This is a genomic window from Pseudomonas sp. TH34 (genome assembly GCF_016650865.1).
Lineage (GTDB): Bacteria > Pseudomonadota > Gammaproteobacteria > Pseudomonadales > Pseudomonadaceae > Aquipseudomonas > Aquipseudomonas yamanorum.
The window spans coordinates 188,504-213,660 of record NZ_JAEKFB010000023.1; the positions used below are offsets into that span (position 1 = coordinate 188,504).

25 protein-coding genes and 3 pseudogenes are annotated in these 25,157 nt (G+C 60.0%); 11 read left to right on the forward strand and 17 right to left on the reverse strand.

From position 1 onward, the window contains the following. Nucleotides 1-3 precede the first annotated feature (3 nt). The 4 genes and pseudogenes from JFU58_RS19130 to JFU58_RS19145 all read right to left on the reverse strand — a co-directional run bounded on the left by JFU58_RS19130 (nt 4) and on the right by JFU58_RS19145 (nt 1,896). Nucleotides 4-324, reverse strand: a complete 321-nt coding sequence (locus JFU58_RS19130) for a hypothetical protein (protein WP_063030830.1) — start codon at nt 322-324, stop codon at nt 4-6. 66 nt (nt 325-390) lie between these two features. Beyond that, nucleotides 391-504, reverse strand: a pseudogene (locus JFU58_RS32280) (general stress protein); the annotation flags it as partial. A 167-nt stretch (nt 505-671) separates the two neighbouring features. Continuing rightward, nucleotides 672-1,148, reverse strand: a complete 477-nt coding sequence (locus tag JFU58_RS19140; protein WP_008435010.1) for a hemerythrin domain-containing protein — start codon at nt 1,146-1,148, stop codon at nt 672-674. Nucleotides 1,149-1,338: 190 nt separating this feature from the next. Next, a complete protein-coding gene (locus JFU58_RS19145; protein ID WP_063030826.1) occupies nt 1,339-1,896 on the reverse strand; it encodes an ATP-dependent Clp protease proteolytic subunit in 558 nt (185 codons plus the stop codon). 156 nt (nt 1,897-2,052) lie between these two features. Between JFU58_RS19145 and JFU58_RS19150 the strand changes: the two genes are divergently transcribed. Then, on the forward strand, nt 2,053-2,274 hold the full coding sequence (locus JFU58_RS19150) for a PLD nuclease N-terminal domain-containing protein (RefSeq protein ID WP_063030824.1): 222 nt from the start codon (nt 2,053-2,055) through the stop codon (nt 2,272-2,274). A 54-nt stretch (nt 2,275-2,328) separates the two neighbouring features. Here the strand turns inward: JFU58_RS19150 and JFU58_RS19155 are convergent, their stop codons facing one another. Beyond that, a complete protein-coding gene (locus JFU58_RS19155; protein ID WP_017475154.1) occupies nt 2,329-2,889 on the reverse strand; it encodes a type 1 glutamine amidotransferase domain-containing protein in 561 nt (186 codons plus the stop codon). A 29-nt stretch (nt 2,890-2,918) separates the two neighbouring features. Next, nucleotides 2,919-3,421 (reverse strand): annotated as a pseudogene (locus tag JFU58_RS19160) (DUF4142 domain-containing protein). Nucleotides 3,422-3,618: 197 nt separating this feature from the next. Between JFU58_RS19160 and JFU58_RS19165 the strand changes: the two are divergent. From JFU58_RS19165 to JFU58_RS19175, 3 genes are read left to right on the forward strand one after another with little or no spacing between them, the layout of a single operon-like run. Next, complete coding sequence (locus tag JFU58_RS19165) at nt 3,619-3,843, forward strand: hypothetical protein (protein WP_063030820.1); 225 nt, start codon at nt 3,619-3,621, stop codon at nt 3,841-3,843. Nucleotides 3,844-3,858: 15 nt separating this feature from the next. Next, the gene (locus JFU58_RS19170; protein ID WP_063030818.1) at nt 3,859-4,290 is read left to right on the forward strand and encodes a hypothetical protein; all 432 of its coding nucleotides are present in this window, start codon (nt 3,859-3,861) and stop codon (nt 4,288-4,290) included. After that, entirely contained in the window at nt 4,290-5,027 is a 738-nt protein-coding gene (locus JFU58_RS19175) for a DUF72 domain-containing protein (RefSeq protein ID WP_063030816.1), read from the forward strand. Before JFU58_RS19170 ends, JFU58_RS19175 begins: the two co-directional genes overlap by 1 nt. Here the strand turns inward: JFU58_RS19175 and JFU58_RS19180 are convergent. The 4 genes from JFU58_RS19180 to JFU58_RS19195 form a co-directional block, all read right to left on the reverse strand. Continuing rightward, on the reverse strand, nt 4,981-6,036 hold the full coding sequence (locus JFU58_RS19180; protein ID WP_063030814.1) for an NAD(P)-dependent oxidoreductase: 1,056 nt from the start codon (nt 6,034-6,036) through the stop codon (nt 4,981-4,983). The two genes, JFU58_RS19175 and JFU58_RS19180, sit on opposite strands and share 47 nt — an antisense overlap. 46 nt (nt 6,037-6,082) lie before the next feature. Next, nucleotides 6,083-6,871, reverse strand: a complete 789-nt coding sequence (locus JFU58_RS19185; protein WP_093197648.1) for a DeoR/GlpR family DNA-binding transcription regulator — start codon at nt 6,869-6,871, stop codon at nt 6,083-6,085. A 411-nt stretch (nt 6,872-7,282) separates the two neighbouring features. Next, nucleotides 7,283-8,224 (reverse strand): alpha/beta hydrolase, encoded by a 942-nt coding sequence (locus JFU58_RS19190; RefSeq protein ID WP_017475159.1) that lies wholly within the window; start codon nt 8,222-8,224, stop codon nt 7,283-7,285. A 98-nt stretch (nt 8,225-8,322) separates the two neighbouring features. Continuing rightward, the gene (locus JFU58_RS19195; RefSeq protein WP_177026594.1) at nt 8,323-9,210 is read right to left on the reverse strand and encodes a LysR family transcriptional regulator; all 888 of its coding nucleotides are present in this window, start codon (nt 9,208-9,210) and stop codon (nt 8,323-8,325) included. A 132-nt stretch (nt 9,211-9,342) separates the two neighbouring features. On the opposite strand from JFU58_RS19195, the gene JFU58_RS19200 reads away from it, so the two are divergent. Next, nucleotides 9,343-10,188, forward strand: coding sequence for an SDR family NAD(P)-dependent oxidoreductase (locus JFU58_RS19200; protein WP_093197639.1), 846 nt, complete (start codon nt 9,343-9,345; stop codon nt 10,186-10,188). Nucleotides 10,189-10,191: 3 nt separating this feature from the next. Here the strand turns inward: JFU58_RS19200 and JFU58_RS19205 are convergent, their stop codons facing one another. Next, nucleotides 10,192-10,947 carry a DeoR/GlpR family DNA-binding transcription regulator gene (locus JFU58_RS19205; RefSeq protein WP_093197635.1) on the reverse strand — a complete coding sequence of 252 codons (756 nt, stop codon included), beginning with the start codon at nt 10,945-10,947 and terminating at the stop codon, nt 10,192-10,194. Nucleotides 10,948-11,029: 82 nt separating this feature from the next. Here JFU58_RS19205 and nudK point away from each other — a divergent pair, with 82 nt between their 5' ends. Together nudK and JFU58_RS19215 are read left to right on the forward strand one after the other, a co-directional pair. Further along, nucleotides 11,030-11,617 carry a GDP-mannose pyrophosphatase NudK gene (gene nudK / locus JFU58_RS19210; protein ID WP_093197631.1) on the forward strand — a complete coding sequence of 196 codons (588 nt, stop codon included), beginning with the start codon at nt 11,030-11,032 and terminating at the stop codon, nt 11,615-11,617. Next, a pseudogene (locus JFU58_RS19215) lies at nt 11,617-12,817 on the forward strand (lipase family protein). Before nudK ends, JFU58_RS19215 begins: the two are co-directional and overlap by 1 nt. A gap of 842 nt (nt 12,818-13,659) precedes the next feature. Here JFU58_RS19215 and JFU58_RS19220 read toward each other — a convergent pair. Further along, nucleotides 13,660-14,100, reverse strand: coding sequence for a hotdog fold domain-containing protein (locus JFU58_RS19220; protein WP_063030800.1), 441 nt, complete (start codon nt 14,098-14,100; stop codon nt 13,660-13,662). A gap of 146 nt (nt 14,101-14,246) precedes the next feature. Between JFU58_RS19220 and JFU58_RS19225 the strand changes: the two genes are divergently transcribed. Next, a complete protein-coding gene (locus tag JFU58_RS19225) occupies nt 14,247-14,864 on the forward strand; it encodes a TetR/AcrR family transcriptional regulator (protein ID WP_177071773.1) in 618 nt (205 codons plus the stop codon). A 13-nt stretch (nt 14,865-14,877) separates the two neighbouring features. On the opposite strand, the gene JFU58_RS19230 is transcribed toward JFU58_RS19225, so the two are convergent. Beyond that, nucleotides 14,878-15,327 carry an Rrf2 family transcriptional regulator gene (locus JFU58_RS19230; RefSeq protein ID WP_177026756.1) on the reverse strand — a complete coding sequence of 150 codons (450 nt, stop codon included), beginning with the start codon at nt 15,325-15,327 and terminating at the stop codon, nt 14,878-14,880. A gap of 144 nt (nt 15,328-15,471) precedes the next feature. Here JFU58_RS19230 and JFU58_RS19235 point away from each other — a divergent pair, with 144 nt between their 5' ends. Then, complete coding sequence (locus JFU58_RS19235; protein WP_177026755.1) at nt 15,472-16,359, forward strand: NAD(P)/FAD-dependent oxidoreductase; 888 nt, start codon at nt 15,472-15,474, stop codon at nt 16,357-16,359. Between the two features lie 2 nt (nt 16,360-16,361). On the opposite strand, the gene gudD is transcribed toward JFU58_RS19235, so the two are convergent. Both gudD and JFU58_RS19245 read right to left on the reverse strand, forming a co-directional pair. Then, nucleotides 16,362-17,711: a glucarate dehydratase gene (gene gudD, locus JFU58_RS19240; protein ID WP_177026754.1), complete on the reverse strand. Its 1,350-nt coding sequence runs from the start codon at nt 17,709-17,711 to the stop codon at nt 16,362-16,364. A 10-nt stretch (nt 17,712-17,721) separates the two neighbouring features. Continuing rightward, nucleotides 17,722-19,071: an MFS transporter gene (locus tag JFU58_RS19245; protein ID WP_201141652.1), complete on the reverse strand. Its 1,350-nt coding sequence runs from the start codon at nt 19,069-19,071 to the stop codon at nt 17,722-17,724. A gap of 288 nt (nt 19,072-19,359) precedes the next feature. Between JFU58_RS19245 and JFU58_RS19250 the strand changes: the two genes are divergently transcribed. Further along, a complete protein-coding gene (locus JFU58_RS19250) occupies nt 19,360-20,070 on the forward strand; it encodes a FadR/GntR family transcriptional regulator (RefSeq protein WP_017477549.1) in 711 nt (236 codons plus the stop codon). Nucleotides 20,071-20,155: 85 nt separating this feature from the next. Further along, nucleotides 20,156-20,743, forward strand: coding sequence for a LysE family translocator (locus tag JFU58_RS19255; protein ID WP_201141654.1), 588 nt, complete (start codon nt 20,156-20,158; stop codon nt 20,741-20,743). 1 nt (nt 20,744) lies between these two features. Here JFU58_RS19255 and JFU58_RS19260 read toward each other — a convergent pair whose 3' ends face one another. Together JFU58_RS19260 and JFU58_RS19265 are read right to left on the reverse strand one after the other, a co-directional pair. After that, nucleotides 20,745-21,569 (reverse strand): AraC family transcriptional regulator, encoded by an 825-nt coding sequence (locus JFU58_RS19260; protein WP_201141678.1) that lies wholly within the window; start codon nt 21,567-21,569, stop codon nt 20,745-20,747. A 63-nt stretch (nt 21,570-21,632) separates the two neighbouring features. Then, the gene (locus tag JFU58_RS19265; protein WP_242488281.1) at nt 21,633-25,106 is read right to left on the reverse strand and encodes a hypothetical protein; all 3,474 of its coding nucleotides are present in this window, start codon (nt 25,104-25,106) and stop codon (nt 21,633-21,635) included. Nucleotides 25,107-25,157 lie beyond the last annotated feature (51 nt).

Here is a 25,157-nt window from a genome sequence, read left to right on the forward strand (position 1 = left end):
TTCTCAACTTCCCGATGCAGGCGCGGGTTTCTTGTCGCTCTTGCTGGACGGGTGCTGGGTCGAGGAGCCTTTGTGGCGCGTGCTCTTCACGCTTTTTGACGGCGCGGGTGCATTGGTCTCAGTGTCCTTGCTGCCACTGCTGTCGGCCCCGGATGGGCTGCTGGGATAGGTGCCTGGCGGCAGTGCCGAGCCTGGCACGCTGTTGCCGCTCAAGGCAGGCGTCTCGGGTGCGGTGTTGTCGCCGAAGGCTGCGTAGACGGGGGCATACAGTACGAGCGTCAAGCTGGCGGCGAGTACGATCCTTTGGGAAATGCTGGTCTTCATGACTCAATCCCTCTTGGCGATGGGGACCGAAGCCCGGAATACATCCAGGCTTCGGCGACGCCTCAATCAAGACTTCTTGGAGCCTGGGGCGTGGCTATGAGCCCCGCCTTTTTTGCCTGCTTCAGAAGCCTTCTCGCGGTCATTGGCGAAGTTGCCGCCTGAACCCTGGCCGCCGCTTTTACGGTTTGTGTCTTTCTGGTCTTTGTGACCAGCACCTGGGGTGGTTTTTCCACTATTAGCCATTTTGAAAACCCTCAATGATGAGCGAATCAATGGTGTTGCCTAATTGGGAATCCTCCAGCCAAATCAAAGTTTGAAATAGTTTCCAGGCATGCGACGAATGGACATCAAGCGGCCATTGGCTTCGCGCCGGGTGCTTTCTTGTGCGCGGCTTTCATCGCTTCCATCTCCGCGCCCAGCTCTTCCAGCAAGGCCTTGCCCAACAGCTTCCTGGCCTGTGGGAACATCTCGCTTTCCTCTTCCTCGATATGGTGCTCCAACAGTTCCTTGACGACTTTCACCCGGCCGGAAAACTCGGTGGTGGAGGGCGAAGTCTGCTTCAGGTCTGGCAGGACGAGGGAGTCGACGGTGCGATGTTCTTCCTTGGCCTCGTGGTACATGATTTCCTGATCCTTGCCCCCGGCCTTGCGAAAAGCCGGATAGAGAATTTCCTCCTCAAGGCGGGTGTGCAGGCTGATTTCCATTTCCAGTTTCGCCAGTAGCTCGGTGCGCTTTTTGACGCCGCGTTCAGTAGACTCACTCAGCTGGTTCAGGATGGCTTTGACGCGTTCGTGGTCGGCCTTGAGAAGATCAATGGCATTCATGGGTGACACCTCACGGGTAGCGAAAGGGCAGGTCGAATTGCCCGCCTGTCCAGACCTCTACAGCATGAGTTGTACCAAGTTGAGCGGAATATTTATTAGCTTATAAATCAATAATTTATATCGAATAAATATCGGCGCTGGTCGTGCAGGTTGCACGGTCCGGTGGCGGCTGGCATGCATTAAACCATGCCTAGCCGCCGCTGACTTTCCAGTGCTTGATATCGTCGGCAAACACGATCTGTTCCACCTTATGGGCAATCCCGTAGGCCAGTGACTCGTGGGCGGCGATGACTTTTTCCTCGGCGGACAGGCACTTGAAAATATCCAGGTGCGTGTCGGCGTTGGCGGTTTCCAGTTCGTAGATTTTCACGTAGCGCGCCAGGTCGTTGTCCAGGCTTGAAAGGTATTCCCGCAGACGCTGATGATCGACGGAGCTCTGGTTGAAGTACCAGTTCATCGGGTGGATCAAAAAGCGTGAGTGGGGCGTAGTGATCCGGCGACCGGCCGCCAGGAACATGATGATGCCCATGGATTCGATGTTACCTGCATTAATCGCACACAGCGGCACCGGTAGGGACTTGAGGAAGGTGTAGAGGGTAAAGCCGAAATTGGTGCTGCCACCGGTGGTCGACAGGTTCAACAACAACGAGCTGGCGCCTTGCTCGATCGCGTCCAGGCAGCAATCCCGAAAGCGCTCGGTAGTGCCCTGATCGATCTGGCAGTGAAAGTGGATGATGTGCTCGGTCATCCTGGGCCTCCGTAGGGTAAGAGGTGACGTACAGTTGAGTCTAGAAGGTTGCGGCGCATGTGCCGCAACCGTTGGGCGAGAGCCATCCGCTGCAATTTTAATGAACCCTCGGGCGTGTTGCTTGACCTAACGCATACGACCTCAGGAGGATGAATCATGCAAATCGAATATGTCTGGATTGGCTTGGCAGTGATTCTGGTGCTGCTGGAACTGTGGGCGATCAACAGCGTGCTGCGCAGTGGCAGTGGCTGGGAAACCAAGGGTTTATGGTTGGTGGTACTGATCTTCATGCCGCTGTTGGGGCTGATTCTCTGGGCGCTGTTTGGGCCAAAGGGTGTGAACCGCGCGACACACGCCGCTGAGCACGGCAAAAGCTAAGACAGAATCGAAAAAGAACAGGCGCCCAAGGGCGCCTGTTTGCGTTGGGTGGCGTCAAGCCGCCAGGGTTTTGGCAATCGCCTCGTTGAACGCAGGCAAATCATCAGGCGTGCGCGAGGTGATCAACGTCCAGCCATTGGCCGGGCATTCTTTCACCTGCGCATCCACCCAGTTGGCTGCGCCGGCATTGACCAAGTCGGTACGCACGCTTTTGTAGGAGGTGAGGGTCTTGCCTTCGATCACGCCGGCATCGATCAGGGCCCAAGGGCCGTGGCAGATGGCGGCTACGGTTTTACCTGCCTTGACGAAATCATTGATCAGCCGCAAGGCATCGGCATCCTGACGCAGGGTGTCAGCGTTGACGGTGCCGCCGGGGATGACCAGTGCATCAAAATCACTGCCGTGCAGATCCGAAAGCTTGGCATCGGACTCCACTGTCCTGTCTTTCTCGGTGTCCTGGAGAAAGGTCTGGGTGCTGCCACCTTTGCTCGAGCCGTGGGTTACCGTGGCGCCAAAACCGCGCAGGGCTTCCAGCGGCTTGAGCAATTCGTCGCGCTCGATGCCAGTGTTGGAGGTGATGATCAGAATCTTCTTGCCGTGCAGTTGCGAACTCATGGTCGAGTGTCTCCTGAGTGGGTAGATAATTAATTGGCGTGCTGGGATTGCAGCTCCTTGGCCATCTTCAAGTGGGTTTCGAGCGTCGGCAGCGTCTTCTCGGCAAACGCCTTCAGTTCGGCGTTGTCCGAAGAAGCGGCTTCTTTTTTGAACAGCGCCACGGTGTCTTCATGGGCCTTCACCTGGTTGTCGGCGTAAGCCTTGTCGAAAGATTCTTCACGAATCTCCAGGATCATTTTTTGGCCTTGTCGGTCAGGCTGGCATCATCCGGTACCTTGATATCAAGCTTGGTCGCCAGGGCAGTCAGCTCCTGGTTGGCCTTGGTATGGTCGGTGATCATGTGCTGGGCAAACGCCTTGATATCGGCGGCACCGCTTTTTTCCAACGCCAGTTTTCCGGCCTCGACTTCGGTAATTCCGCCTTGCGCGGCGGCGTCGACGAAGTCATTGGAGGTGGCCGCCATGGCCATGCCAATCGAGCCCGCGGCCAGTGCGAAGGTCAGTCCCATTTGTTTCATCAGCAAGTGCTTCATGATGCTTCTCCTGAAGAGTGGCGCGATGCCGTTACCTGACTGTTGAGCGGGTGCCTGAGCAAAAGGTTTAAATTAATTTGCGCTTATTTCTCCGGGCCGCAGCCCACGCAATTTCCTTGAACTATCAAAAAACCATGGGCTCTGCTGCATAACGGCTCCGCGCTGGAGCCTGATCTTTTAACAGCAGGAGAATCACCATGGGCACTGAAAAAACCGCCGACAAAACCCCCGATGCAATCAGCTCCGAACAGGCGCAGAAAGGTCGCCAGCTTGACGAGAAGGACAGTTCCTTGCAGCGCCCCAACCCCAAGACTGAAACCGTTGATAAGGTGATTACGCCGACGTCCATCAAGGACACACAGCGGCAAACCGACTTGATCAATGAACAAGCGGCCAAGGCCGAGCGCAAGCTGGGCCAGTGAAGAACGGAGGTCGTCATGGGGCGATCCATCAGTGCCGGTGAGCTGGGTATCGAGCTCAAAGCCGGTGATGACACCGCACTGTTCAAGTGGTTTATCGCCAGCTTCTTGATGGGCAAGCGCATTCAGGCGCAGATCGCGGCGCAGGCCTATCAGGTGATTGTGGTGAAGCATGGCCGGGACACGCCGCGCAAACTGCAACACTGCACCTCCCGTGAGTTGGTGGCCATGCTCGGCGAGGCGCATTACGTGCGTTACGACGAAAGCACCGCGCAACGCCTGCTGGACCTCAGTAGCAAGTTGAACGCGGAGTACGCGGGCAAGATCAGCCAGATACACGATGCCAGTGCCGACCGCGCGGAGTTTGAAAAACGCTTGAACGCGTTCGAAGGCGTCGGGCCGAAGACGGTGGAGATCTTCATGAGGGATGCAGCGTCGGTGCTGTTCTGATGCCGATTTTTCTGGGGTGTGCCGGTTGGAGCCTGCCTCGTGAGCAATGGCCTCGCTTTCCCCGCCAGGGCACCCATCTGCAACGTTATGCCGCATGCTTGAATGCGGTTGAAATCAACAGCTCCTTTTATCGTCCCCATCGTCCGCAAACCTATGAGCGATGGGCGCAATCGGTGCCGCCGGGCTTTGGTTTTTCGGTCAAGGTGCCTCGGCTGATAACCCATGAGTTGCGTCTGCATGACTGCGATAAGGCGTTGGATGAATTCCTCTCACAGTGCCTGCAGTTGGGTGATCGCCTGGGCTGCCTGCTGGTGCAATTACCGCCTTCATTGAACTATGAGGCAGCCATCGCTGCCGGTTTCTTCACGGCCTTGCGCCAACGCTTCGCCGGTAATGTGGTGCTGGAGCCTCGGCATGCCAGTTGGGTGCAGGCCGAAGGCATGTTGCAGGAGTATCAAATAGGCCGGGTGGCCGCCGACCCTCCGGTGATCGCTGAAGGTGACGTACCGAGAGGCTGGCAAGGCGTGCGTTATTGGCGCCTGCACGGTTCGCCGCGTATCTATCACAGCGCCTACGAAATGGATCGATTACACGCCCTGTGCGAGGCGATGCAAAGATCGTCAACCGAGGGCGTTCCCACCTGGTGCATTTTTGACAACACCGCCAGTGGCCATGCGGTTGGGGATGCCCTCAGCCTTCAAGCCTTGCTTGGTGGAAGGCATGAATGTGGTCAATGATTTGCGCTGACGCCTCGGTGATTGCGGTACGGGTGTTGCCCGCGATGTGTGGCGTCAGTATCGCGTTGGCAATACCCGTCAAAGGCGATTCGAACTGATGTTTTTCCCTGGCAAAGGTATCGATGGCGACCCCCTTGATATGGCCGGGAACGCGCGTCATGAACGTCGCCAACTGGCCCTCGTCGACAATGCCGCCACGGGCTGTATTGATCAGGATCGACCCCGGCTTCATCCGAGTGAATGCAGTGCTGTCGAACAAGCCCCTGGTCTGCGGGGTGAGTGGGGTATGGATGGACACGACATCGGCCTCATCCAGCAATTCGCCGAGTGTGGCGCGCCATTGCAGGCCCAGGTTCGCGGCGGCCTGCCGGGTGAATCGCTCCGAGCCGGTGGCGATCACTTGCATGCCCAGGGCCCGGGCCTTATGGGCGAGCACCTGGGCTATCCTGCCGGTGCCTACCAGCCCCAGCGTCAACTCGGCGATTTGCAACGCGGGCGCGAGCAGGCCTTTCGACCACTGGCCTTGATGGGTTTGGGTGTTGTAGAGGTTAAGGTCCCGAGACAGGAACAGGGTTTGCGCCAGCACATATTCCGCCACGGCCGTCGCGTTGGAGCCCGGGGTATTGAGCACGGCCACGCCATGCTCGGCGGCGGCCTGCAAGTCGATATGGTTAAGCCCGACGCCGGCCTGGGCGATCGCCTGCAGCGGGCTGCTTAGATCCGGCGAGGCCACGGCGTTGATCAGTGCAGCGCCCAGGGGAATGTTCAAGCGGGTCTTGAGTACGCTGTAGCCACCGGCTTTTACCACCGCGCTGATCAGCGAAGGTGTGTCGTGGCAGTTGATATCCACGAACTGAATGCGCCCGTCGTAATGGGTTTTGATGCTGTCCTGATCGGTGAAGTAGTGCAGGTTGAGGGTGATTTCCAGGCCGTATGCCAGGCACCGTTCGATCTCATCATGGAGCAGGGGAGGGTTGGGGGCATCCAAGATCAGGACGGGAAACGCCATCGGAATACTCCTCTGCAAAGGCTATCGGGCTGTTATGGGGGGCATGTCAGGCATCCACTTGCATCACCTCCAGCCCCAGGCATTCATAAGCCTCGACGCTGCCCGGCGGCACATGCCACTCGGTAATCAGGGTATGGATGCGACTGCACGGTGCCACCACAAATGGCTCCACGGCGCCCAGTTTGTCGGCCAGGGTGACGGCCACCACGTGGGAGGCGCTGTCGAGCATAGCTTGCTTTACCGCCACCTCCTCAAAGTGCAGCGAGCTGATGCCGACCTGTGGATGCAGGGCGCACACACCCGTGAACAACAGGTCGGCCTTGATGCCCTGGATCAGCCGCAACGCCTCGTGTCCGCTGGCCGCCATGGTCACCGGGTTGAGTTGGCCTCCCGCGAGGATCACCGTCACATTGGGGTGCTCGGACAACGCGATAGCAATCATCGGTGAGTGGGTGACGGCGGTCAGCTTGATGGAGTGCGGCAAGGACTGGGCGATTTGCAGGGTGGTGGTACCGGAGTCGAACAGCACGATCTGGCCGTCTTCCACGCGATCGGCGGCGAGTTGCGCCAGGTGGCGTTTGGTCGCGGTGGTTTCGCCGAACCGGGTGAAGAAGTCCTTGCCGGTGTCCTTCGGTCGCGGCAGGGCGCCGCCATGCACGCGTTGCAGTAAACCTGCGGAGGCAAGTTCGCCGAGGTCGCGGCGAATGGTGTCCTGGGAAACAGCGAAATGTTCCACCAGTTCCGAGGCGGTGACCTTGCCGTCGCGCTCCAGCAGCAACAGGATTTTTTGTTTGCGCAGGGAGGGCAGGTCGACGGCGGCATGGGTGTTATGCATGTTTGTGCTCGTTAATGCGTGTTTGTGCGAGATTAATCAGCATTCGGCGGAAATGCAATGGGTGGCTGTGTCCCTCCGACGCCCTGTCGAATGTGCTGAAAATCATGACCAAACCACACAGGATCATGAACGTGCTCGGTACCCAGTGCCGTGTTTCGGTCAGCGGGCTGATGCAGGAGTTTTAGCTGCCGTGAAGCTTTCCAGCAGGGCATCACTGAGCAAAAAAATCGTAAAAAAGTAAAAAGAGTTGTCCACGAAAACCGTGGGTATCTCTGTGGATAACTTCCCTTGAGCCCGGCGGGTATGGCGATTTAACCGGCGGTTAATATTTGATCAGTCGCTGTTTATGGCCAGTATGGGCAGGCTTTGCGCCTTGACAGGCACCGGCGAAACCGGTGCCGAAATGCAGATTTAAGAGTCGTTCGGGCGCCCGGTAGAGGGACCGGCCACTTGGGTTGGGCGCTTCGATTGCATCAGGCTATCCAGGGCCTGGCGATAGTTGCGCCCAGCCAGCCGCATGCTGTCGTTATGAGTAGCGCCGGGCACCAGCAACAGGTGCTTGGGCTCTTGCGCGGCATCAAACAATTGCTGACTGAAGCGCGGTGGCACAAAGGCATCGGCGAGTCCGTGGACCACCAGCAGCGGCATGTGGATATCGGCGATCTTGTCGATGGAATCGAACTTCTGTGACAGCAGCCAGCGCACCGGCAATGAAGTATTGGCCACCGCCGTGGCTACATCTGCCAGGGAGGTGAAGGTGGATTCGATTACCAGCCCGCGCACCGGAGGCGGCACATGGTTATCCGCGGCCTGCTTGCCCAGCTCTGCCGCCAGGTCGATGGCCACAGCGCCACCCAGGGAGTGCCCGTATATGAGGCGTTTGGCGGGGTCGGGTTGCAGCACCTGGAAGCGTTCCCAGGCAATGCGCGCGTCTTCGTACACGCTGGTTTCCGAAGGCAGGTCACCCCGGCTCTGGCCGAAGCCGCGATAGTCGATGGCCAGTACCGAGAAGCCCAGGGCCCGCAGTTGTTCGATGCGAAACAGCTGGCCGGTGAGGTTCCAGCGTACGCCGTGCAAATAGAGAATCGCCGGGGCGTCCTTCTGCGCCGCCGGCCACCACCAGCCGTGAATATTTTGCCCGGACTTGAAACTTGCGGGTTTCAGGTCGAACTCCTGCACATCACGCGGCAACCCGCTGTACCAACTGGCTGTGCCCGGCTCGACGCGAAACAGCAGTTCGCGCTCCTTGTGTTGCAGCACCGCGCACCCCACGGGCAGGCCGATGATCAAGGCCGCCATGCACAGCAGGGGAAACCAGCGCAAGCCGAGGCGGGACAGGAAACGTGAAGACATGAAGGTTCCAGGACAGAGGCAAAGCACGGGTTTTAACAGATGCCTTGGCTGTGCAGGAAATATTTAGACAGCCGTCATCGGGCATTGCTTGCAAAGTATTACAGGGCTCCTTCCAGTACCGAGAAGAAGTGTCCGGGTAATGGCGAGGGATTGTCGGTGCTCCAATTGAGGTAGAGCCCGATGGTGGAAGGCGACACGGAGAGGGGAACAAACACCACTTTGTCACCGGTGATCGAACGGGCAATCGACTCTGGTACCAGTGCCACCCCAAACCCGCACGCCACCAGGCCAATCAGGGTGTGCAATTGATCGGCTTCCTGGACCACGCGCGGATAGAAGCCTGCGGCCTCGCACAAGACGATCAACTGGTGGTGATAGCCGCTGCCCAATACCTGTGGGGTGAACACAAAGTCGGCATCGGCGAAATCCTTCAGCTCGATAGCGGCGTTGCCGGCATCGGGATGGTCCACGGGCAGCGCCATCAGAATCGGTTCATCCAGTAATAGCCGGGACTCGATGTGATCCGCCAGACCCGGCAGACGGCGCAAAAAGGCGATATCGGCCTCACCCGTTATCAGAGCTTTCGCCTGGCTGGCGGAGGGCATTTCCTTGATCACCAGCTGCACCTTGGGAAACGCCTGGCGAAACTGCTTGAGGGCATCCAGCAGCCAGGGATAACCGGCAATCGACACCGAGGTGATGGTGAGGGTGCCGGCGACTCCCTGAGACACCTGCCGGGCGTGTTCGACGCCTTGCTGCAATTGCCCGAGGACGGTGTAGGCCGTCTGAAGAAACGCTGCCCCGGCCGGCAGCCGCCGCACACCGCGTCGGTCACGCTCCAGCAGTGCAAACCCCAACTTCTGTTCCAGGCGATTGATCGCCTGGCTCAACGCGGGCTGCGCCATATGCAGGCGCAGCGCAGCCTTGTGAAAGTGCAGCTCCTCGGCAACGGCAACGAACTGGCGCAGCAGGCGGGTTTCGATCATCAGGGCTGATCCTTCAGGTAGATGGAGCCTGTGGGGCTTGATACGTCCGGGGTATCAACATCGCTGTTTTTCAGTATTAAACAGGGTGGCCTCGGGTTGTTAGGGTGGAGTGCCTATCAGGAGAACGCAACGATGGACTTTACAGGTAAAACCGCAATCGTGACCGGTGCCGCCCGAGGCTTGGGCTTCAGCTATGCGCGTGAGTTGGCGCGCCTCGGCGCGCAGGTGGTGATCAGTGATATCGGCGCGGACACCCTCGGTGATGGTGTGGACCCACAGGTGGTCCAGGCGGCTGCGCTGGCGCTTCAACGTGAAGGTCTGCAGGTGGTTAGTCACGTGGGTGACCTGTCCGGTGAAGCTGGCTGCCAAGACCTGATCGAGTGCGCCATCACCCATTTCGGGCAGCTCGATATCCTGATCCACAATGCCGGCTGGGTCGGCTATCAACCGATCGAGGCCGCCGACGCGGCGTTTATCCGACGGGCAATGGACATCAATGTCTACGCACCGATCTGGCTGTGCAAACACGCCTGGCGGCATCTCCAGCAATCCATCGCACCGCGCATCGTGCTGACCACCTCTGACCGTGCGATGTACACACACTATGCCCAGCCGGGACTCGTGGCCTACAGCGCCGGCAAGATGGCGCAATTGGGGATCATGAATGCATTGAGTGGGGAAGGGGCCGAGGATGGAATCCTGGTCAATGCCATCTCGCCGGTAGCCAAGACCCGCATGTGGGGCGTGAGCGGCGAGCCGCACAACCTCAAGCCGGAGTGGGTAACCCCCGGGGTGATCTTCCTGGCTTCTGCGTTGTGCCTGGACAGCGGTTATATCCTGCGGGCCAGTAACGGCCAGTTCACCGCCACGCGTTTCGCTGAGAATCCGCATGTCGAGTATCCGGTTGACCTGGCGCGGGTCCAAGCCTCGGACGCTACGCAAGTCGCCGCATCATGGGAGGCCATCAAGGAGAGTTGAAGGTCACGCAAGATAAAGCGTCAGCCCTTGGGCCTCATAGGGTTGCAGCAGTGCCTGCGGCGTACTGGCCAATGCGACGATCGCGCTGGCATGGGCCAGCTCCACCACTTGGTAGGGCGATGCGGTGTTGAGCTTTTCCGAGGTGGCCAGCACGATGGTTTCAGCTGCGGCGTGGCACAGCGCGCGCTTCACCACCGCCTCTTCATAATCGCCGGTAGACAGGCCGGCACTCGGGTGCACACTGCACACCCCCATGAAATACAGGTCGGCGTTTACTCGGCCGATGGCCTCCAGCGTGGCCGCGCCAACCCCCACCAGTGAATGGCGAAACAGCCGGCCGCCGAGCATGATCACTTCAATCTGCGGATGATCCACCAAGGCCATGGCAATCGACGGGCTGTGGGTGACCACGGTGGCGCTGAGGTCCGCCGGCAAGTGATGGACCAGTTGCAGGCACGTGGTACCGCCATCGATAAACACCACCTGGCCGGGCTGCACAAGTTGTGCTGCCGCGCGGCCAATGGCGATTTTTTCCTCGGGCACCAGGTGTTCCCGTACCGAAAAATCCGCCATCGCGGGCGAAGCCGGCAAGGCGCCGCCATGCACCCGCAGCAGCAAACCTTCCTTGGCCATTTCCCGCAGGTCGCGGCGAATCGTGTCTTCGGACACCTCCAATGCCTGGCTCAACTCCTTGGCAATCAGCCGGCCATCGCGGTGCAGCGTGTCCAGCAGGTGTTGTTTGCGTTGTTGGGTCAGCATCAGTAGCTTCCTGCACGTTTTTTCTTGACTGTGCACGATTTTGCACGACATGCTGAATAACACAAGACAAAAAGGCCCCGCCATGGAAAACAGCCCCGTTCGTATCCACGCCGAAGAGTTGCTCTCGGATAACTGGTATGTGCTGAAAAAATACACCTTCGACCTGCGCCGCCGCGATGGCAGCTGGCAGTCCCAGACCCGCGAAATCTATGACAGGGGCAATGGCGCGACCATCCTGCTGTACAACCGCGAACGGCGCACGGTGTTGCTGATTCGCCAGTTCCGCATGCCGACCTTCGTTAATGGCTACCACGGCTACCTTATCGAATCCGCCGCTGGCCTGCTCGACAACGCCAGCCCCGAGGAACGTATTCGCCTGGAAGCGGAAGAAGAGACGGGCTACCGTGTGGGGCATGTAGAAAAGATCTATTCGGCCTTCATGAGCCCGGGTTCGGTGACCGAGCGCATTCACTTTTTCATCGGCGAATATCAGCCCGGTGATCGGGTCAGTGATGGCGGCGGGCTGGAAGATGAGGGCGAGGATATCGAAGTGCTGGAGTTGGGATTTGAGGCGGCTCTGGCCATGGTAGAAAGTGCCGAGATCGTCGATGGCAAGACCATCATGCTGTTGCAGTACCTGGAATTGCGGATGTTGAAAGAGGGCTGGTGATGTCGCGACGGTTATCGCTTGCGCTGGCGATGTTGCTTGCCGGATGCAGTGGTGTGAGTGCTGAGCAAACGTTTGTCGGTGATGGTGCTGTTCCCGCGTTTTATACTTGGACCGACAAGCTGCCTGCCTCACCCGGGCAGATGCTGCGCAGCGAGCCGTTGACCGGCCAGCAAAGCCTGGCCGATGCAGGGCAGAACATCCGTATTTTGTACACCTCCACCGACGGTCTCGATGCCCGCAAGCGGATTGTCGTTTCCGGTGCGCTGTTCCTGCCCAAGGGCACACCGCCGGTGGGTGGTTGGCCGTTGATGGCGTGGGCCCACGGCACGGTGGGCAGCGCCGATATCTGCGCGCCATCGTTCGCCGGGCGCAGCCCGCGAGATACGCGGTATCTCAATTATTGGCTGGCCCAGGGCTACGCCATCGTCGCCACTGATTACCAAGGGCTTGGGACACCTGGCCTGCATCCGTATGGGCTGACCAGTCCGCTCGCTTATGGTGTGCTCGACAGCATTCGTGCGGTGATGGCGGGTGATTTCGAACTCTCCAAGCGGGTGGTGGTGTTCGGGCAGTCTCAGGGCGGCCGTGCTGCGTTTGCCACGGCGGTCTATGCGAAAGACTATGCGCCCGAGTTGGATATTGTGGGGGTGGTGGCGACCGGTACACCTTACGCGGCTGCCCATAAAACGGGTGACAGTGCCGAGGTGGAAAAGGCACGCAGTTCGGTGGTGCCGACCTTTGCCTACAACCTGCTGCGGCTGAGTACAGCCACTTTGTTTGATCCTTCGTTCGTGGCTGCCGACTACTTGAGCGAGCGTGGGATGCCGGCGTTTGAGATCAGTCAGCGTGATTGCTTGCATGTCATAGAGCAGCGGGTGATGGCTGATGGGCTCAGCTTCAATGACAGCTTCAAGCGTTCGCCGAAAGCGGCACTCGACAGGGTTTATCGTGAGTCGGCGTATCCGACGTTGAAGACGGATATTCCGGTGTTCATCGGTACGGGGGCAGGATCGGGATGTGTTTGTGCCGGGGCAAAAGGCGCTTGTCAGGGGTGCGTGCAAGGCGGGGGATCGGATCGAATGGCATTTTTATCCTGAGCTTGATCATTCTGCGACGGTCAATGGTTCGCTCGTGGACTCGACGCCGTTTGTGCGTAGGGCGTTTGCGGGGGAGGTGATTGGTGGGAATTGTGGGGGGTAGTTTTTTGGGTGTATATCCGTTATTTAGGTAACGGCCGCTTATGGTTCCGCTCTTACAGCGGCTCACTTTGGAAAAGCCCCAAAGTAAGCAAAGGGCTCTGCCCCGCCTGTCGGCACCTCGCCTAGGCTCGGTGTTCCCTCACTCCGGCATTGCTCCGCGGGCCGCCGCGACGGGCCATCCATGGCCCGGCGCGGCTAAACCGGCGTCCTGCCGGTTTACCCGCTCCGCAATACCTGCGTTCGGCCTCGGGCTTATTGGGGCAGTCAGATCAAAATCAAAAGCAGATCAAGAGCACAGCGGCCTACCGGCCGGCTTGAGTGTTAAAAGCAAAGGCAAAGACCAGAGCGAAAGCCAAATCTGAAGCTGATGCAGCTCTGCTTTTCTGTGGGAGCTGGCTTGCCTGCGAGGCAGACACCTCGGTCTTCCAGATGCACCGAGGCGATCCAATCGCAGGCAAGCCAGCTCCCACATTTGACTGTGCCCGCTTTTGATTTGGCTTGTGCCTTTGCTTCACTACACTCAAGCCGGCCGGTAGGCCGCTGTGCTCTGCTTTTGATCTTGATCTTAGGCGCCCCATTAAACCACGCTGGCCGAACGCAGGCTTTGGAGCGTGGGTAACCCGGCAGGACGCCGGGTTAGCCGTCCTGGGCCAAGGATGGCCCATGACGGCGGCCCACGGTCCAAAGCCGGAGTGAGGGCACACCGAGCCTAGGCGAGGTGCCGAGTGGTGGGGCAAGAGCGTTTTGCTTACTTTTGCGCTCTTCAAAAGTGAGCCGCTGTAAGAGCGGAACCATAGGCGGCCGTTACCTAAATAACGGATATACCCCCAATCCCCAACACACTCACCCCAATTTCACATTCATGGTAATCCGCGCGGTAAACACCAATTTCCCCTCCGCATCCAGCATCTCCACCGGCACCACCTTGTCACCCGCCGTTTGCCAATCAATCCCCTCACCATTGGCCGTCGCCGTCACGCTGCTCTTGGCCTTGGCCAGATACTCCACCGTCATCCCCTTGGGAATCCACCGCGCACCCGCCGGCACAGAAACGTCCGTCATGGTGCCCGCCGCCAACTCCGCAGCGTTGCACATGGCAATGGCGTGCACCGTGCCCAGGTGGTTGGTAATAGCCTTGCTGAACGGCACTTCCACCGAGGCAAACCCCGGCCGCAACTGGGTCATCAACGGATTGATCGTGCTGAAGTAGGGCGCCATCTGGCACGCCAGTTTGCTGAACGCTTCGGGACCGACACTGTTGAACATGCTCAAAGCCTGACTCATGGTGCTGCCTCGCTGAGGTGTGAGATTTACGGAATATTATTCCGATACAGAATTATGTTCTGTAACGGAACAGTATTCTGCCCTTGGGAAATCTGTCAAGCTGCCCGGGCTTATCCTTTCTTCAAACGATTGAGCTCATGTTCAGCATGCAAACCCCGGATCTGCTCCAGCGTTGCTTCCCTGGCCGAAGGGCCGAATTGAAGCGCGACATCTTCAAGGCCGCCCTCGACCTGTTCAACGAACAGGGCCTTGAAGCCACCACCATCGAGATGATCCGCGCACGTTGCGACACCAGCGTCGGCGCGATCTATCACCACTTCGGCAACAAGGAAGGCCTGGTCGCCGCGCTGTTTTTTACTGCGCTGGAAGACCAAGCCGAATTGCGTGGGCGTTATCTTGAATCGGCCGAAACGGCGAAGGAGGGTGTGTACGCGCTGGTTCACAGCTATGTCGATTGGGTGGACAGCGAACCGCAATGGGCGCGTTTTCAGTACCACGCGCATTTCGCCGTGACCAAGGGGCCATTCGCCGCCGAGCTGGAAAGCCGCAACCAGGCGCGCAATGCAGTGCTGAAGGATTGGATGGGGCTACCTGGGCGTGCTGATCAGCTTAATCAGGTACCGGCCGAGCTGCTGGCGGCACTGATCATCGGCCAGGCCGATACCTACTGCCGCGCCTGGCTGGCCGGGCGGGCGATCAGCAGCCCGCGGCTCTATCGCGAGACCCTGGCCGAGGCCGCGTGGCGTTCGGTGGGCGGCGCCTAGGGCGCCGAAGGCATCACGCGCACGGCGCTGGTGTCATCGCTACTTGGTAGCGCTCGTCAAAATCATCCGCCAACTGGGCTAGCGTCACCTCGCCCAAACGCTGCAGGAGCAACGCCTGGGCGTCATCAAAGGCCTGGTTCAGCGCCGCATTGACGGCCTGTTCCACCAGGCATTGCGGGTGATCGGTGGACAAGCCGACGGCAAAGATCGACGACGTGCCGAGGGCGTTGTGGATGTCCAGCAACGTGATTTCACTCAAGGGTTTGCCCAGGCTCCAGCCGCCCTGATGGCCTTTTTCCGAACGCACATAACCCTTCTCCTTGAGCAGGCCGAGGGTGCGGCGCACCACCACCGCGTTGGTACCAAGCATCTGCGCGATGGTCTCCGAGGTGGCGCGTTCCTCGTGGCGGCCCATGTGGATCAGCACATGGAGCATGCGCGAAAGCCGGGTGTCGTTTCTCATCTGCAAGCCTCTGGATTTCCTGCCCGAAAGTATCGTTCGTAACGATTAGAGTTGCGAGATGCTTGACGAGGTATTTTTACGTAACTTATGGTGTGTCGTGAATGCCCGGCAACCGATGCAAGGGCCACCAGAGAGGTCATCTTCATGGTTTACGACGTGATTATCGTGGGCGGCAGCTACGCCGGAATGTCCGCCGGCCTGCAATTGGCGCGGGCCCGGCGCAAGGTGCTGGTGATTGATGCCGGGCAGCGGCGCAATCGGTTTGCGGCCACCTCCCATGGTTTCCTCAGCCAGGATGGCCAGCCGCCGGAGTTGATCGCCGCCGAAGGGCGAGGGCAGTTGATGGAGTATCCGACGGTGACCTGGGTGCAGGACACCGCCGTTGACGCTACCCAACGCCAGGACGGTTTCGTGGTGCAAACCCGCTGCAACGGTGGGTTCAACGCTAAGCGCCTGATTCTTGCCACCGGCGTGGTGGATGAGTTGCCCGAGGTGGAAGGGCTGAAGGAGCGCTGGGGCAAGCATGTGTTTCATTGCCCGTATTGCCACGGCTACGAGTTGGATCAAGGCCGCATTGGCGTGCTGGCGACTTCGCCGCTAGCGATGCATCACGCCATGCTGCTGCCGGATTGGGGCACCACCACGCTGTTTACCAACGGCGTATTTGTGCCGGATGCCGAACAGCAGGCGCAACTGGAGCGGCGTGGCGTCCATATCGAAAGTCAGGCGGTGCGGCGGATTGTCGGTGAGCGGGCGGATATGGAATTGGCAGACGGTCGAGTGATCGCCCTGGACGGTATCTTCACCCTGTCCCGTACGCGTATGGCCAGCCCGTTGGCCGAGCAGTTGGGGTGTGAGTTTGTCGAAGGGCCGACCGGACCTTATCTACTGACCAACGAAACGCGCCAGACCACGGTGCCCGGCGTGTTTACCTGTGGTGATGCCAACCTGGCCGGCGGCTCGGTAGCGCTGGCAGTAGGTGAGGGCGTGCGCGCCGGGGTGGGCGCGCACTTTTCGATGATCTTCAGCTGAGGTCAGCGCACCAGGCACGGCCGTTTGTTATCGAACGTCCAGCCCGGAATCATGAATTGCATCGCCACGCTGTCATTACGTGCCCCCAGGCCCATGCCTTTGTACAGTTCGTGGGCGTGGGCCACGGCGTCCATGTCGATGTCTACGCCCAGGCCCGGTTTGGCCGGCACCTTGATATGCCCGTCGACGATCTTCAATGGAGCCTTGGTCAACCGCTGGCCGTCCTGCCAGATCCAGTGCGTGTCGATGGCGGTGATTTCCCCCGGTGCCGCGGCAGCCACCTGGGTGAACATCGCCAGGGAAATATCGAAGTGATTGTTGGAATGCGAGCCCCAGGTCAGGCCCCACTCGTGGCACATCTGCGCCACGCGCACCGAGCCTTGCATGGTCCAGAAGTGTGGATCGGCCAGTGGGATGTCCACGGACTGCAACTGGATCGCGTGACCCATTTCCCGCCAGTCGGTGGCGATCATATTGGTGGCGGTCGGCAGCCCGGTGGCGCGGCGGAATTCGGCCATGACTTCACGCCCGGAGTAACCGTTTTCCGCACCGCAAGGGTCTTCGGCGTAGGCCAGTACGTGGTGCTGGTCGCGGCACAGGGCGATGGCTTCTTTCAGTGACCAGGCGCCATTGGGGTCCAGGGTGATGCGCGCATCGGGGAAGCGCTCGGCCAGCGCCGTGACCGCTTCGATTTCTTCGGCGCCGCGCAGTACGCCGCCCTTGAGCTTGAAGTCATTGAAACCGTATTGCGCCTTGGCCGCCTCTGCCAGACGCACGATGGCTTCGGGGGTCATGGCCTGTTCGTGACGCAGGCGGAACCAGTCTTCGGCATGGTCTTCACTGCGATAGGCCAGGTCGGTTTGCTGGCGATCACCGATGTAGAACAGGTAGCCGAGCATCTTCACCGCGTCGCGTTGCTGGCCTTCGCCGAGAAGGGCTGCCACCGGGACTTCAAGGAATTGGCCGAGCAAGTCCAGCAGTGCAGCTTCCATCGCCGTGACGGCATGGATGGTGATGCGCAGGTCAAACGTCTGCAAACCCCGGCCCGCCGAATCCCGCGCGGCGAAGGTCTGGCGCATGGCATTGAGGATGCTCTGGTACTGGCCGATGGGCTTGCCGATCACCAGGCTGCGGGCGTCTTCCAGGGTTTCGCGAATGCGTTCGCCACCCGGTACTTCACCCACACCGGTACGGCCGGCGCTGTCGGTAAGGATCACGATATTGCGCGTGAAAAACGGCCCGTGGGCGCCGCTGAGGTTGAGCAGCATGCTGTCGTGGCCGGCCACCGGGATGACTTGCAGGCCGGTAACGACTGGGGCGCCGTTGGCGTGGTGCTGGTGTTCTGTGTTCATCGTGTAGTCCTTATTTGCTCAAGACGGGGGCGGGTTGCAGCACCCTGCTGGCGGTCGGCGCAGGCAGTGTCCTGGCGAAAAACACCAGGATGGCCGCAAGGATCGAAGTGCCCGCCAGGCCATACAGGCCGCCCTGGATCGAGCCGGTGGTCTGTTCCAGGAAACCAAAGGTGGTGGGCGCTACAAACCCGCCCAGGTTGCCGATGGAGTTGATCAGCGCGATCACCGCTGCGGCGATGCGTGCATCCAGGTAACCCTGGGGAATCGGCCAAAACAGCGAGGAGGCCGACTTGAAGCCAATCGCCGCAAAGCAGATGGCAATAAAGGCAAAGATCGGCCCGCCGGTGGTGGACAGGAACATCCCGACCGCAGCGATCAACAATGCCGCCGCGACCCACGCTTGCTGGAACTTGAACTTGCCCGCCAATGCAGCGAAAGCGTACATCGCGATGATCGAGATCAACCACGGGATCGAGTTGTAGAAACCCACCTGGATGTCGCTCAGGTCGCCCATCTTTTTGATGATGCTCGGCAGCCAGAAAGTGGCGGCGTAGATGGTGAGCTGGATGCAGAAGTACAAGGCGCAGAACAGCATGATCTGGCGGTCCTTAAGCAACTTGCCCAGGGTCGGCTTGACCGTGGTGGCGGCATCACGCTCACGTTGCTCGCGGTCGATCTCGCCCACCAGCGCATCCTTTTCTTCAAGGCTGAGCCACTTGGCGTCGTGGGGCTTGGAGTCCAGCCAGAACCACACGAAAAAGCACAGCAGCACCGAGGCCATGCCTTCGATGATGTACATCCACTGCCAGCCGTGCAGGCCAAGGCCGGTGATTTGCAACAGCACGCCGGACAAGGGGCCGGAGATCAGCGAGGCGAGGGCCGAGCCGCTGAGGAAAATCGCAATCGCCTTGCCGCGTTCGACACCGGGCAACCAGCGGGTGAAATAGTAAATCACCCCAGGGAAGAAGCCGGCTTCGGCCACGCCCAGCAGGAAGCGCAGGATGTAGAAGTGGGTTTCGTTCTGGATAAAGGCCATCAACGTCGCGGTGATGCCCCAGGTGAACATGATGCGGGTCAGCCAGATGCGTGCGCCGACTTTTTGCAGAAGCATGTTGGACGGCACTTCGAACAGCGCGTAGCCGATGAAAAACAACCCGGCGCCGAAGCCGTAGGCGGCCGCACCAATGCCCAGGTCGTGCTCCATATGGGTACGCACAAAGCCGATGTTGACGCGGTCGATGTAGTTGACGATGAACATGATCACGAAGAGCGGGAGCACGTGGCTCTTCACTTTCTTGATCGCGCGGGCCAAGACCGGGTCGGTGGCAGGCGCAGCTGTCGCAGGGCTGGAAGGGGTCACTAGGTCAAACTCCCACTGATTATTGTTGTGCGGGGAAGTGCTTGGGTTACCAGAGATGTCTGACAACTTGATAGACATCATACAACTGCAATTTCAGAGATGGCAACCCTTTGTAGGAGCGAGCTTGCTCGCGAAAATAATCAACAATTACGCGGTATTCTTGAATGTTTGCGGTGCTGCAGGTTTTTTCGCGAGCAAGCTCGCTCCTACAGGTATTTGTTTGTTGTCATACAAGTTGGCTCGTTTAAGAATGCTAGTATTGCCAGGCGCCCTTCAACGGAATTCCTGATGCAAAACCCCAGCTCGGCACCTCATCGCAAGCGCTCCCCGGGCCTTGCTCACGACATCGTTACCGCGTTGACCCAGCAGATTCTCCTGGGGCAAATGGCGCCGGGTGAAAAACTGCCGTCCGAATCGGCCATCGTGGGTGAGTACGGCGTCAGTCGCACGGTGGTGCGCGAAGCGCTCTCCAAATTGCAGGCCGCAGGGCTTGTAGAAACCCGCCACGGTGTCGGCACCTTTGTGCTGGCGCGCGACGAACGCCAGGGCCTGCACCTGACCCATGACACCGCTGCCAGCGTGCGCGGCATTCTTGAGCTGCGCATGGGCCTGGAGACCCAAGCGGCCGCACTGGCGGCCCTGCGCCGCACCGACGAACAATTGCAGCAGATGCGCCAGGCGCTGGATGACTACCAGGACTCACTGGCCAACAACGACAGCGCCGTTGAACCCGATGTGCGCTTCCATCGCTTGATCGCCCAGGCCACCGGCAATACCTATTTCACCGACGTGATTTATCACCTGGGCAATTCGGTAATCCCGCGCACCCGAATCAACGCCGAAGAGCGCGGTGACGCGGATCTGATGGAGCTGGGTCGGCTGGCGAACCTTGAGCACGAGGCGATCCTGAAAGCCATTCGCCGGCAGGACCCGGACGCGGCCAGAGCCGCCATGCTGTTGCACTTGAGCAACAGCCTGGAGCGGATGACGGGGGAGTAGTCTCGCCAGGGTCATTTTCTTCAATACCGCGATCCGTCTTCCCCTTAAGGTTCAGCTCATACCTGCACAACAACAAGGAACTGCAATGAGCTTGATCATTTCCATGGCCGCCTTCGCCCTGGCCACCTCCATCACGCCGGGACCGGTGAATGTCGTGGCCATCAGTTCAGGGGCGCGCTTTGGGTTTGCCGCCAGCCAGAAGCACGTGGCCGGGGCCGCGCTGGGGTTCACCTTGCTGCTGGTGCTGATTGGCCTGGGGCTGCATGAAGTATTGGTGCGCTGGCCGCTGCTGACCCAGCTGATTCAATGGGGCGGGGTGGCGTTCCTGTTGTACATGGCCTGGAAGCTGGCGGTGGACGATGGGCGACTGGACGCTGAAGGCACGGCCACGGCGCCCTCGATGCTCTACGGCGCGATCATGCAGTGGCTCAACCCCAAGGCCTGGCTGGCGTGTGTGGCAGGCATGGGGCTGTTTGTCGCCGATGGTGATGCCCGGCAAGTCTGGCTGTTTGCGGCGATCTACCTGGTGATTTGCTACCTGTCGGTGGCGTGCTGGGCGTACGCCGGGACGTTCCTGCGCCGTTACCTGAGCAACCCCCAGGGCATGCGCCTGTTCAATCGCTCCATGGCCGGGTTGCTGGTGGCCAGCGTGGGGTATCTGCTGCTGGCCTGAGTCAGCCGCGATATTGCCCGGGCGTCGCCGCCAGGTGCTGTTTGAACGTGCGCTGGAAATGCGCCTGGTCAGAAAAGCCGGCTGCCAGTGCGACGTCGGCGATCAACTGGCCGTTGCGTAACTGGGTGCGAGCAAACTGGATGCGCCGGTTGACCAGGAATGCATGGGGCGTCATGCCGTAATACTGTTTGAACGCACGGATCAGGTAGGACGGCGACAGCTCGGCCGCCAGGCAAATATCCTCCAGCTTTAGGGCCTCGGTGCAATGCTCGCGAATATAGTCGGCGGCGCGCTCCAGTTTGTGATTAACCTCACGCACCGGGGTTGTCGAAGGATTGAGACGCTGCTGCACGTCGGTGAAAAAACTCACCACCGCACTCTGCTTGTGCAGGTGTTCGGCGTGGTTGTCCACCAGCACCTCATACAGCTCGTTCAGCCCGCTGTACAACGCGATATCCGTGGTGTGCGTGGCGGTGAACGGTCGAAAGTCCTGGTCCTTGCTGAAACCCAGCTGGTGCTGCAGGTCGGTCAGCCAGGCCGTATCGATATACAGCATGTGATAGGACCAGGGCAGATCATCAATGGGGTTGCAGGCGTGGACATCCCCGGGGTTCATCAAGACCACGGTGCCGGTGCTGATCTTGAGGGTCGATGTCCCATGGATGTACAGGCTCTGCCCGGACGTGATCGCACCGATGGAAAAGTGCTCGTGGGCGTGGCGGGTGTAGCAGACCTTTCGCCCGTCGGCGATGGTCCGCGCCTCAATGAACGGCAGGCGTTCGTCGCGCCAGAAGGAAGGGGCAGTCGGTTCGAGGGGCGATCGCATCACTACAAGTCTCACCGGGAAACAATGCAGTGAATAATTACACAGAAACCGGCCTGCAACGTTTCATTTCATGGTTTCGGGTTCCATTCTGCGCAGGAAACCGACCCGCGGATCTACGCCGTTGATGGCGTCTGCCAGGGAAAGGGGTTGCCTCGCCGCCGCTCGCGCCTCATCGGCGCCTGCCAGCAAATGTTGGTCAATCACGATACTGGCTATGGCCAGGCTGCGTGGCGAGGTGAAGGTGTTGGGCACCGCAGGGCCCGGCCCATAGACGGCAGGCAGCTCGGCAAAACGTTGGGCGATGACCGTCGCTTGTTGCTGCCCGTTGGGAAGGGTGCCGCGCGCGTACGCTGACCAATCGATCGGCAGCGGGCTGCCTTGGGTATTGCCGGTGCGCAGGGCCTGCTCGAACGTTTGCAGGGTCAGGTCCGGTAGTGGGGCAACCTTCAGTTGCTTTGGGAAAAACTCGTAGAAGCGTTTGTCGCGGGCGTACTGACACAGCACCAGCACCCCGAATCGCCCGATGCCCGGTGGTTGCCCGCCCGCGCTGGTGCGCGGGGTTTGCAGGCGATGGAATTCCAGCTTGCCATACTCCATAGCTTCACGACTCAGCAGGGTCAGTTGTGACATCCAATACATGATCGACTGTATCAGCGCTGCGCGCACCGCCGTGTAGCGTTTCTCGAACTCGGTGGCAAAGGCGGAATGGATCGACCCCAACTCATCGAACCGTGGCGCCATGCTGGCGAAATCCACGTCCTTGACGGTCGAGCGCCATTGCGTAGTGCCCTTGGTCAGCTGGCCTGCCATGTGCAACTGAACCAGCGAAACGGCGGTGTTGGCGGCGATGCCCGGCGGCGGGTGCGTACCTGGCCTGGCCTGCCATTGTATGACCCATCGCTCCAGGTAGGGGTTGCCGGCAAACACCCGCTGAAGATCCTGCAAGGCCATCTCATACAGGCTGATATGCCCGTTCTTCAGCAACTCGGAACTGACCTGCAGCAGGTTGATCTGCTCGTTCAACGCGGCAATGGCGCGATTCTTTTCGGCGGTATCGCGAGGCTCGATGCTTTTGACCAGCACCCCGTTGGCCACGGCCCAATCGGTAATCGGCAGGCTGCCCCGGCGGACCCTGCGGGAAGGAATGATGAAGTAGATCATCGCCATGAAGTCAGTGAAGCGCATGGCCCTTGACGCGCCTGGTGTTTCAGCTTCGATCAGGTCTACGTATTGCTTGAAATGCACCCAGGTATGGGAACTCATGTACGACACCTCATCAGGAATGTCCCGTACCAGGAATTCCGGAGCGGTGCCCGCCAGCAGCAGGTGCGTGGCCATGGGCACGGCGTTGGTGCGCAAGACCTTGAACTGGACCATGGCTTCTACGACGCCAAGTACTTCATCGAAGGTCAGGCCCCAGTTGTGGGAATCAGTCAGGTCGTAACCAGCGACAGTGGCCCGCCGCGTACCGGCGTTCGCGTCCAGGCTGAGAATCAGTGCGGCAAACAACAGTGCGTTGCGGCTGGCACGGGTGTTCGCAGCGCTGGCATGTTCTCCGTACCAGCCCACGGTTTCGGACAGCCGCGCGGCCAGTGCCTGGGCCCGGGGCGACGCCAATAGTTGGTGCAGCAGCAGATCAGCCTCGGCGCGCACTTGGTCGCGGTTTTTTTCGCCTACGACCACTTCGCTCAGGTAGTCGAACAGTTTTACGTCCGGGTTGGGCAGGAAGGCGGCGACGGTCTGCAGCACCTGTTTGCGTTGCGCTGCCAGCAGTGGCATCACCTGCAACGCCCGCCAGTAGTTGCCGTGACGGGGCGGCTTGAGTATCGCGATGCCCAGCAGGCGTGCGGTGATGTGCGCCTCTTCACGGGTGGTGGGGAGCGCCATCTGGTACAGGTTAAGTAACTGTCGCAAGCTGACCTGGCCATCGCTGCTGATGCGCCCGCCGGATTGGCGGGCCAGCTCCAGTAAGGGCTCGGCCATCGAGGTCAGGCTTGAGAGCGGCGTGTCGGTACGGGTGAGTACCTTGGGGGTATCGTCCAGCGCGTAGCCACTGAGGTCGCCGTCCGCGTTCAGTACGTATACCCGGGCAAGGTCGAACTGGCGTCTGGCGCTCACGCGTTGAAAGGCCGCTTCCTGGCGCAGGCCGGCGAGCAATTGCGCGCCTTTGTCGATCAACCCGAAAAAGGGTGAGCCCAGGGCCAGGTTGAAGGTCATGTCCAGGGTGCTGTTGAGCTGTGTATCGAGGGTGATCGACTTGAGTGCTGCCCGCATGGTGTAGCGGTCGTTGAGCACTGCGATATGCCGCGTGTGTTTGCTGACGGCCATCAATGAGTGCGCCGCCGAGCTGACGTAGGGAAACGTGGCAGCCGTGGTGGCGCGTAGCTGTTCGATCAGAGCCAGGGCTTCCTCTGCGCTGGCGGGCCGGGGCAGCCGATATACCGTCATCAGCGCGGCCAGGGTGAGGCTGGCGTCCGGCAATACGTCGGTATGGGCGAGATTGGCCAGGCGCTCGAGTTCGTCCCATTGCTGGTTCAGCGGCGAGTTATTGGAGCGATCCAGGGGCGAGCTGTTCACCTCTCGGTCGTCGATCACGGCAATCACTGCTTTTTGGTCGACGGAGTAGCGGTAGGTGGTTACTGCGCCTTCACTCGACAGGTTGAGGCTCGCGAATTCTTCCCCTTGCGTCACGGCGTCAAGCAGCTGTGCCGCGTATTTTAACGTGCTCGACAGCATCGAGTCCGAGTCCAGGCTGCATCGTTGCAGGTAGAGCTGGAGCCAATCGAAAGGCGGGCTGCCGTTTGTGCTTTGCCCCAGGAGCGTCTGCAGCGCGTCGGCCAGTTGCTGGTAATCCCGCTGCTCCTCGGTCAGGCGCTTGCGCAGGGTTGATTTGAGGCGCCCGCTTTCATCGACACCGGGCAGCGTGTCAAGGGTGTGGATCTCTTCGAGAATCACCTGGGCCTGCAAATGATTGGTCGGTACCGGGTAGCCGTAGAACGGCAATACCAGGTTCAGCGGCAATTTTCGCGAATGAGGCTCGACGGGGTTGTCCATGAACGGCAAGCCGGCGTTGACCGTGTCGATAATCTGCACCACCTCCAGGATCGGATTCGCGACACGCCACCAGTCCGAGTCTTTGTTCAGGGTGAAGGTGTACGGTGTTTTGACCGTGCCTTCCAGGATATTGGCCTGCAAATCGCCGCCCCGAAACACCAGGCTTGCCAGTTCCAGGTCATGGCGTGAGGCCCACTCACGAAAGGCTGGGCGGCCGATGGCATCGCAGAAGAGGCGCGCCCACTGACCGAGCATGGTGTGTTCGGGCACGCTGACCAGAATGGGGTCGGTGGCCGGTGCGGTGCCCTGGGCAACCAGGCTGATCAACCCGGCGATCAGCTCGGCGATCAACGCTTGGTCATCCTTGAGGCGCAATGCCTGGCGCTTGATCAGTTCCAGGGCGGAGGGCGAGATGTTCTTCAACAGGTGGGACAGAAAGGGTAAATCATCCATGGCGTTCAGGCTCTGTGCAAGGTCGCCCATGTGCTATGGGCGACCGGAGCCTGCATCGTCGGATGGGCCGGGCAAGAACAA